The following is a 7,514-nucleotide window of genomic DNA, read 5'->3' on the forward strand; positions in this document are numbered from 1 at the left end:
TGCTCCGCCGCCTGCACCACCAGCTCCGCCGCCTGCACCGCCTGCTCCAACGCCTGCACCTTTGCCATTTGCTTTTCCTTTCCATTTGGCTTGCGCTTTCGTGCCAGCCTTAGCAGCGGAATAGGAATAGGTAATCGATTGTAACGTTTTTGCATCCACTGAGCCTGTTACCTGCAATCCGTGCATTTTTTGATAATACTTTACACCTTTTACGGTTTGAGGTCCGTAATAACCATCAATTGGACCTGCGTAGCTGCCGATCGACTTCAGCATGCCTTGAATGACGTATACGTCGGGACCCTTCGCCTTTTTGCCAACTGCCTGAGTCGTTTGAGGCAGACTGAACATAAGCGCTAACGTAATAACAGCCACACTTACATATTTAGCTGCACGAATTGCAGGGTGTTGCCTTCTTTTTTTTCCTGAACCATCTCTGACTTGATTTTTCACTGGATCGCACACAGCCTCTCTAAATAGGGGTTTTTATTTCCTTGCTTACTATCCCCATTTTTCGGAATTCATTACGCGCCATCCAAAAAAAATCTTTATCTATAACCCCCTTTTACTAACAGCAAGCACAATCGGCTGCTCTTGGCAACGCTTTTTTTAACGCCTACAGCTGCTCGTTCGCCTACTTTTCGGAGCTATAAGCGTTATTAACGCCTATGGCTACTAATCAGAGTTACTTTTCGATCCATCAGCGTTTTTAACGCCTACAGTTGCTCGTTTGCCTACTTTTCGGAGCCATAAGCGTTACTAACGCTTAAGCACGTTAATCAGAGTTACTTTACGATCCATCGGCGTTTTAACGCCTACAGTTGCTCATTCACCTACTTTTTGGAGCCATAAGCGTTACTAACGCCTATGGACACTAATCTGAGTTACTTTCAGATCCATCGGCGTTTTTAACGCCTACAGGTGCTCATTCACCTACTTTTTGGAGCCATAAGCGTTACTAACGCCTATGGGCGCTTTCCCATTACAGCTGAAGCTTATTACCCACAGTCTGGTATGCCGCATTATAAAGAAACAGCTCCTCCGGTCATAATCCGAAGAAGCTGTTGTACGGTTGGGTTTATACGGTTGTTTTCTCTATCTTCGCTATCTTTCCAACGCTCACGGTATTCATGCCAAGTTGAACTCTTAGCTAATCGCAACAGCCGGCTGGCCGTTGAAGTCGTACGCAAACTTGTACGTGCCGGAGCCTGCCTCCACGATTACGCCATCACCAGACTTCAGCAGCGTTAAGCCTGCCGAGCTTTCCAGCGGCTGTCCGCTCTCCGCGACGACGTCGGAGCCGGCCGCTCCCGGCAACCGGATCTCCGCGCTCGTATTCGGCGGCACGGTAACCTCCAGCTCGATGACGCCGTTTTCGCCGAGCTTCCAAGCCGAGCGGATTCTGCCGTACATCGTCTCCAGCTCGCCCTCGGCGAATGTCAGTCCGCCTCCTGGCTGCGGCGCGACGACGAAGCGCTTGTATCCTGGCGCGGACTCCTCAGGCTGTATTCCCGCGACCGTGCGGTAGAGCCAGTCTCCCACGGCGCCGTAGGCATAGTGATTGAACGAGTTCATATCCGCGCTCCAGAAGCTGCCATCCTCCTTGATGCCGTCCCAATGCTCCCAGATCGTCGTTGCTCCTTTTGTTACGGGATAGAGCCAGGACGGGTAGTCCTGTTGCAGCAGCAGCGTATACGCCTCGTCCAGCATGCCATGTTTGCTTAGCACGTGGCTGATATAAGGCGTGCCTACGAAACCCGTCGTCAGATGATGTTTGCTGGCTTCCAGCAGTTCCTTCAATCGCAGCGCCGAACGACGCTCGGAAGGTTCGTCAAGCAGCTCGAACATAAGCGCCAGCACATGTCCCGTTTGCGTCGACGAAGAGAGACGTCCGCCCGGCGTCACGAATTCCTTGCGGAACGCATCCGCGACTTGACGCTCAAGCTCCGCATAGTGCGCCGCATCCTCTTCCCGGCCAAGCACCTCCGCCGACTTCCGCACAAGCTTAACGGAATAAGCGTAGAAGGCCGATGCGATGATATCGCGATCCGTCGCTCCGATATAATCCCCGGACTTGGCGTCGAGCCCCAGCCAATCGCCGAAGTGAAAGCCCGTATTCCACAGGTAAGGTTGATCTCCTTGCGCCTCGACGTACGATACCCAGCCCTTCATGCTGTCATATTGCCGCTCCAAAATACGTTTGTCGCCATAGCTGGCATACAACGTCCACGGAATAATGACGGCCGCATCGCCCCATGCCGCCGATCCGTAAGAGTCGTCGGCCAGCACATGCGGCACGACGAACGGAACTGCTCCGTCGCTTCGTTGATCCGCTGCGAGATCGCCGAGCCACTTCGCAAAAAATGGCGCCACATTGTTCAAGTAGACGGCCGTTCCTATAAACATTTGGGCATCGCCCGTCCAGCCCAGACGTTCATCGCGCTGCGGACAATCCGTTGGCACATCGACGAAGTTCCCCTTCAGCCCCCAACGAATATTGCTCTGAAGCTGGTTAATTAGCGGATTCGAGCAAGAGAACTTTCCTGTCTCCTCCATGTCCGAATGGATAACGACAGCTTCGAACGCATCCCGCTCGAACGCTGACACCGCCCCTTCCAGCTTGACAAAACGGAATCCCTGGAACGTAAATCTCGGCTCGAACGTTTCGATGCTTTCACCCTTCAACGTATAACGGATATTTTGCTTCGCCGATCGCAGATTGTCTGTATAGAAATTGCCTTCGGCATCAAGCACTTCGGCATGTTTCAAAGATACCTCGTCGCCCGCCGTTCCCCGCACGCTGAATTTCACCCATCCGACCATGTTTTGGCCGAAATCGATAACGGTCTCGCCCCTCGGCGTCGTCAGCCATTCTACGGGCTTCAGCGTCTCCTTTTTCCGTACCGGCACGTTAATCTGCGGCGTCAGCACTTCATAGGTTTGCGAAATCTCTTCTACAGACTGCCAATCGGACGATTTGGAAAATGCAGTCGTGCTCCAGCCGGGGTGTTCCAGCGAAGCATCGTAGGTTTCCCCATGATAGATTTCCGACATCCGGATCGGGCCCGGGGCCGAAGTCCAGCTTCCATCCGTGGCAATAACCTCTTCGCCGCCATCCTCATACTGGACGTGAAGCTCAGCTAGAAGCGCCAACCGATTGCCATAAATCTCCTTCTGATGGCTCCAAGCCAGATTCCCTTTATACCAACCGTTGCCGAGCCAAGCGCCAATGGCATTGTTGCCAGCCGTCAAATGATCCGTTACGTCGTACGTCTGCGTCTGCAGCACATTGTTGTAGCTCGTCCAGCCCGGCGCGAAATACGTATCGCCAACCCGCTTTCCGTTCAACTCCAGTTCGTACAGGCCCAGCGCAGTTGCATAGATTCGAGCTTGCTTAACCTGACCGCGCAGGGTAAATGTTTTGCGAAGCAGCGGTACTTGCTCGGCATCCGCAGGCAATTGCGCCAAAGGCGCCGATATCCACTTGCCCGACCACGTCTCTCCCTTAAGCTTGCCCGTCTCCCAAAATGCGGCAGGAGACCAGTCCGATACGACTCCGTCCCCATCCCATACGCGAACGCGCCAATAATAACGTTTGCACGATTCGGAGATTAGACCTGCCGCTTCGACGAAGGTCGATTGCTCCGTGTAAATGATGCCGGATTGCCACAGAATGTCGTGGAAGCTCGCATCCGATGCGACTTCGAGCTCGTAAGCTGATTGATTGACTTTGCGTTGGCCAGAAGTCGCTTCCAGCTTCCAACTGAGCAGTGGCTGCCTCTCCCCGATGCCGATCGGATTGTGCTGGTATTCGCATTGGACACTTGTAACTTGGATCATCGTTAACCCTCCCATAATAACGGCTCCTAAGAGCTGCACGTAATATAGTTCTTATTATAAGAGAGCAATTACATTCGATTATAGGTATAATGGACATAATGAATGGGTAAAACGGACATTTTTTTTTGCAGGAAGCTGGAGGGAGTTTTCATGAAAAAAACGACAGAAACGTTACGGGGCAACTACTTCTTTAAGCAAGACGAGCTGATTTATGTAAATCGGAACGACGAAAACTTTGTTGGTCCGTTCCATGATCATGATTTTCTCGAAATCGCGTATATCGTGGAGGGCGAAGGCTTCCACCATATCGGAGAATCGGTGCAGAAGGTCCGCAAGGGGGAGCTGTTTTACTTGCCCATCGGCATCTCCCATGTCTTCCGTCCAAAATCCACCTCGGGACAGAAGCTGGTCGTCATCAATTGCCTTTTCTCCCCCAACTTGTTGCCCAAGCTTATCGCATTTGCCTCGGAGAAGCCGACAGTCGATTTCCTGTGGCGAATGAGAGATGGCCTCCTAAGCAATTACAGCGTCCGGGATCGGAACGACCGCTTCGAGCGCCTGTTCCAGTCTATGTTCGAGCAGTATTCGACACGTGCGCCAGGCTGTGAAGATATGCTGCATGCGCTGCTATTCCAGCTCATGGTCGAGCTGCACCGTTCCATGAGGGAGAGCGAGAATACGGACCAGTCGCTGCCCAAGGAAGCGGCTTTCCAGGATCTTCTGCATTATCTTCGCAATAATTGCGAGCAGGAGCTGACTTTATCGCATCTCGCTCACTTAAGCGGCTTCAGCGAGCGACACTTGCAGCGGTTATTCCACCAACACACCGGCCAAAGCTGGTTCAAATATTGGCAGTCCGTCCGGGTTCGCCGAAGCTCGGAGCTCTTGCTGCGAACGTCCGACAAGATTCAGCATATTGCCGAAGCTGTCGGCTACAAGGACATTCATTCCTTTAACGCGGTATTCAAGCGGCTGACCGGTCTTACTCCGAGCCAATACCGGAAGCGCGAATAACTTCCTTTAATGCTCCGCTTTTTCCATGTCCCGCCCTTTCTCCCTGATAAGGAACACCAATAAATATTGCAGGACGGCCATGATGAACAAGATGACCGGCATAATCGCCGACTCCAGATCAGTGGCCCACAGCACCAGCAGCGCGATCGACAGCACCCTGCCTACATTCAGGAACAACTCCCGCATAACGACGGATTCGATTCGCAGCTGTCCTTTGAGCGGAAGCGTGCCGATCAGCCTGTAGTAATAAGAAGTTAGCGTATTGATAGCAAGCGGATTGCAGATCGAGAACAGGATCATAAACAGGACGACGGACCACAATTCCACGCCGAAGAGGAGCAGCCCGGAACCTGCCACTACGCCTGTCGTGGACAGGAATACGTATTGTCTGACGTTCTCCTTCTGCGCCTTGCGCGAGATAACATACCCCGTAGCGACAGTCAGCGAGGAGAAGAAAACCCCGAGATATCCGACCCAGTCCTCCCGTCCCACCGCCTGGAACAACATAATATTGGGCAAGAACAGCATCAGCCCCTGGAACAGGCCCAGTATAAAGAAGCTGTACAGCGCCTTCAGCCAGCGTCGGTTACGGTGCATGACGAGCCCCATTAATTTTAGATAATAAACCTTGTGATGGGTTTCCACCATGGGGATTCGAAAGCTGACAACGGCGGCTATGACGAACATAACAAATGCGATCGTAAAGATCGTTATATACCCTTGCAGTCCGTCATTCCGCTGAATGACGAATCCCGCAAGCGCCGGTCCCAGCAGCCCCGCGCCATTGAACATGACCATGTTCATCGCCAAAAACCGAATCCGGTTCGCCTCCGTCGACACATCGTATTGAAGAACGAGATAACCCGTCCAATAGAAACCCGAAGCGATCCCGTTGAACAATGCGAACCAGACGTAATATTGCGGGACTTGCTCCTGCGCCAAAATAACCATCAAATAAAACAACGCGATCATCACGATGCCGACTCGATACGTCACCATCCGATCGCGTTTTTTCGCGATCAAGCCGCCCGCCGCAAAAGCAATGGGGGTAATCGCGAACACAATGAGGTTGTACAGCGCATTAACTTTGAGATCCTGGGTCAACCGCCACAGATACAAGTTCAAAAATAAACCCGACATAGAAGCCCCGAACTGAAAGCAGCTATGAATCAGCAGAGCGGTTACGGCATCCTTGCCAAGCCTTCTCTCCGGCGGTATGCCCTCTCCCTTCGCCATGTCTTTCATCGTATGCCACAAATGCCGCAATGCCATCTGACGTTCCCCCTCGTCGCTCAACACGTATCTCCGTTGTTGTTGCCAATACGATTAGTTTATCATATCGGGTCGGGATGGGAAGTCCAATTCTATCCAAAAACAGAATTCCGCCTATCTCTGATTCTACGCTCGCCACAAAGCTTCCCTTGCAGGAATCCGCTTCTGAAGGAGGGAATTCCTGCCTGATGTAGAATACATAAAGTATGTGTTCAAAAAGTTCGGTTCTCAGTACCGAGAAGATTGAAAGCAACTAGAAACGGAGGAGCGGAGCGTAGCAGAGCTACGTGAGCACCGGAAGGTTCGGTTGCGTTCAATATTCGATGTCGAGTAAGCTTCAAGACTTACTTCGTAATGGGGAGCGGACTTTTTGAACAACCTCTTAAGGTAACAAGGCGGTGATTCCAATAAAAGCAATTCAACAGCTTAGCTTTACGGTATTCGACTTCGAGACGAGCGGGCTCGACCCCAAAAACGACCGCGTCATCGAGATGGCGGCGATCCGTGTCGTAAACGGAGTCGTCGCTGGAGAGTTTAGCACGCTGGTGCAGTACGACGGCAAGCTGTCTCCCAAAATTACGGAGCTTACCGGCATTACGGACGACATGACGGCATGCGGCATGGACGAGGATACCGCGTTCCGCATCCTGAACCGGATGCTTGGCGATCATATACTTATCGCCCATAACGCCCAGTTCGACCTCAGCTTTCTTCATCATTCCCTGATGAGAATCGCGGGAAGGTCGTTCCGGAACGATTTTATCGATACGTTGACCATCAGCAGAGCAAGACATGTATACCCGCATACCCTTAAGGATATGTGCGACCGCTACGGCATTCCGCTGATCGGCGGCCATCGCGCTTTAAACGACGTCATCGCTTGCTGGGAGCTGTTCCGGACAATGCATGAAGAACAGCCGGCAATGGATTCGCTGAACGTGCTCGGATATATGAGAAAATACGGCCCTCCCAAGTGGAGTCCCCCAAACGCCAAACTTGTGCCGATCGAGCTGAAATACGCGCCTCGCGAAGCTTAATGTGCCATGCATAAACAACCAAGGCGAAACGGCTGTCGTAGTCGTTTTGCGGCGCAGTAAAGACCCGGATGGCGAATCCGGGTCTTTCTTTTAGAGTTCTTGCAGCCGCAATGCAAGCGGCATTATATCCATCAACCATTCGAAGACGTTGCCGTCTTTTCCCGATCCTTGCCTTTATCCGACTCGCCCGCATTGCGATTGGCGGATTCCCGATCCTGCTGCATCTCCTCCACTGTCTTGACCTTCAGACGGGCAGCTCCCTTGTAATCACGGGTAGGCAGCAAAGGTCCCTTCTCCAGCCGCTCGCGGGCCGCATCGATGGCGTCGCCGTATTGCGGCAGCCACTGTTCCCCC

5 protein-coding genes and 1 pseudogene are annotated in these 7,514 nt (G+C 52.5%); 2 read left to right on the forward strand and 4 right to left on the reverse strand.

The genetic code is table 11. The annotated features are described in order from the left end of the window. On the reverse strand, positions 1-450 hold a 450-nt coding region (locus tag PAT3040_RS16180; protein ID WP_258234999.1), incomplete at its 3' end, for a peptidoglycan-binding domain-containing protein. A 693-nt stretch (positions 451-1,143) separates the two neighbouring features. Then, entirely contained in the window at positions 1,144-3,837 is a 2,694-nt protein-coding gene (locus PAT3040_RS16185) for a family 78 glycoside hydrolase catalytic domain (protein WP_108993565.1), read from the reverse strand. 150 nt (positions 3,838-3,987) lie between these two features. On the opposite strand from PAT3040_RS16185, the gene PAT3040_RS16190 reads away from it, so the two are divergent. Continuing rightward, positions 3,988-4,851 carry a helix-turn-helix domain-containing protein gene (locus PAT3040_RS16190; RefSeq protein WP_087566431.1) on the forward strand — a complete coding sequence of 288 codons (864 nt, stop codon included), beginning with the start codon at positions 3,988-3,990 and terminating at the stop codon, positions 4,849-4,851. A 6-nt stretch (positions 4,852-4,857) separates the two neighbouring features. Here the strand turns inward: PAT3040_RS16190 and PAT3040_RS16195 are convergent, their stop codons facing one another. Continuing rightward, positions 4,858-6,123: an MFS transporter gene (locus PAT3040_RS16195; RefSeq protein ID WP_087566432.1), complete on the reverse strand. Its 1,266-nt coding sequence runs from the start codon at positions 6,121-6,123 to the stop codon at positions 4,858-4,860. 398 nt (positions 6,124-6,521) lie between these two features. Between PAT3040_RS16195 and PAT3040_RS16200 the strand changes: the two genes are divergently transcribed. Then, a complete protein-coding gene (locus PAT3040_RS16200) occupies positions 6,522-7,160 on the forward strand; it encodes a 3'-5' exonuclease (RefSeq protein WP_246608570.1) in 639 nt (212 codons plus the stop codon). Between the two features lie 131 nt (positions 7,161-7,291). Here the strand turns inward: PAT3040_RS16200 and PAT3040_RS38685 are convergent. Further along, positions 7,292-7,514: pseudogene (locus tag PAT3040_RS38685) on the reverse strand (alpha-glucosidase/alpha-galactosidase); the annotation flags it as partial.

The sequence above is a fragment of the Paenibacillus agaridevorans genome (assembly GCF_003112455.1).
Classification (GTDB): domain Bacteria; phylum Bacillota; class Bacilli; order Paenibacillales; family Paenibacillaceae; genus Pristimantibacillus; species Pristimantibacillus agaridevorans.

Coding starts and splice junctions, on each gene's coding strand:
- PAT3040_RS16185 (WP_108993565.1), bottom strand. CDS start 3,837: ATGATCCAAGTTACAAGTGTCCAATGCGAATACCAGCACAATCCGATC.
- PAT3040_RS16195 (WP_087566432.1), bottom strand. CDS start 6,123: ATGGCATTGCGGCATTTGTGGCATACGATGAAAGACATGGCGAAGGGA.
- PAT3040_RS16190 (WP_087566431.1), top strand. CDS start 3,988: ATGAAAAAAACGACAGAAACGTTACGGGGCAACTACTTCTTTAAGCAA.